The 1,600-nt window shown below is 73.4% G+C and carries 2 protein-coding genes; both read left to right on the top strand.

The annotated features are described in order from the left end of the window. On the top strand, positions 1-842 hold an 842-nt coding region (locus tag F3J18_RS37275; protein WP_166917166.1), incomplete at its 5' end, for an ABC transporter permease. Then, the coding region (locus tag F3J18_RS37270; RefSeq protein ID WP_166917164.1) for an ABC transporter ATP-binding protein at positions 839-1,600 on the top strand (762 nt) is incomplete at its 3' end. The genes F3J18_RS37275 and F3J18_RS37270, both read left to right, overlap by 4 nt.

Raw genomic sequence — 1,600 nt, 5'->3', positions numbered from 1 at the left:
CGGCCGCCGGCGCCTGGCTGCTGCTGTTCGCCTTCGCGGTGCTGATCGCCGACGCGCTGGCGCGGCTCGGCCTGTCGCCCGCGCGGCGCGTGCTGGCCCTGGTGGTCGCGCTGGCGGCGGTGGGCGCGGCGCTGGCCAGCGGCATCTGGGACGGCCTGTCGGTGATGCAGGAATACGCGGTGCGCGCCGATACCTTCTGGACCGAGGCGCTGCGCCATCTCGAACTGGTGGCCGGCTCGACCTTCGCCGCCTTCGCGGTGGCGCTGCCGCTGGGCATCGGCTGCGCGCACCGGCCGGCCTGGCGCGCCACCCTGATGCCGGTGCTCAACGTGGTCCAGACCATCCCCAGCATCGCCCTGTTCGGCATCCTGATGGTGCCGCTCGGCCTGCTGGCCGCCCACCTGCCGCTGGCCGCCGCGCTCGGCATCAGCGGCATCGGCCCGGCCCCGGCCCTGGTCGCGCTGTTCCTCTACGCGCTGCTGCCGATCGTCTCGAGCGTGGTGGTCGGCATCGATCGCGTCGATCCCGGCGTGGTGGAGGCGGCCGCGGCAATGGGCATGACGCGCCGCCAGCGCGTGCTCGACATCGAGCTGGCGCTGGCCCTGCCGGTGATCCTGGCCGGGCTGCGCATCGTGCTGGTGCAGAACGTCGGGCTCGCCGCGGTGGCCGCGCTGATCGGCGGCGGCGGCTTCGGCACCTTCATCTTCCAGGGGCTCGGCCAGGCCGCCACCGACCTGGTGCTGCTCGGCGCGCTGCCCACCATCGCGCTGGCCTTCGTGATCTCGGTGCTGTTCGACGCCGCGATCCAACTGACACAACTGACGCAACGGAACCCGGCATGATCGAAATCGAAAGCGTGAGCCGCCGCTTCGGCTCGCTGCTCGCGGTGGACCAGGTCTCGCTCGAGATCGCGCCCGGCACCGTCACCGCCCTGGTGGGCGCCTCGGGCAGCGGCAAGTCCACCCTGCTGCGCATGATCAACCGCCTGATCGAGCCGAGCGCCGGCACCATCCGCATCGACGGCGTCGACACCGCCACGCTGCGCGGCGAGACGCTGCGGCGCGGCATCGGCTACGTGATCCAGGGCCACGGGCTGTTCCCGCACTGGAGCGTGGCGCGCAATATCGCCACCGTGCCGACCCTGGCCGGCTGGTCGAAGTCGCGCATCGCCGAGCGCGTCGACGAACTGCTGCACCTGTTCGACCTCGATCCCTCGGTGTATCGCCACAAGCTGCCGCACCAGCTCTCGGGCGGGCAGCAGCAGCGCGTCGGCGTGGCGCGCGCGCTGGCCGCCGAGCCGGCCATCCTGCTGATGGACGAGCCGTTCGGCGCGCTCGACCCGCTGATCCGCGGCAAGGCCCAGGACGACCTGGCGGCCCTGCAGCGGCGCCTGAAGGTCACCGTGGTGCTGGTCACGCACGACATCGACGAGGCGCTGCGGCTGGGCGACCAGATCGCCGTGATGGACGGCGGCAAGCTGCTGCAGGCGGCCCCGCCGGCGCGGCTGCTGGCACGCCCCGCGCCGGGCTTCGTGGAGCGCCTGGTGGCCGGCGCGGAACGGCCGCTGCGGCTGCTGGCCTTGACGCCGGTGGCGCGCCTG

Origin of the sequence: Burkholderia sp. Ax-1720 (assembly GCF_011753035.1) — a bacterium.
Classification (GTDB): domain Bacteria; phylum Pseudomonadota; class Gammaproteobacteria; order Burkholderiales; family Burkholderiaceae; genus Burkholderia; species Burkholderia gladioli.
Note: the sequence above shows the minus strand (reverse complement) of the source record. Positions and strands in the feature narration are given on the sequence as shown.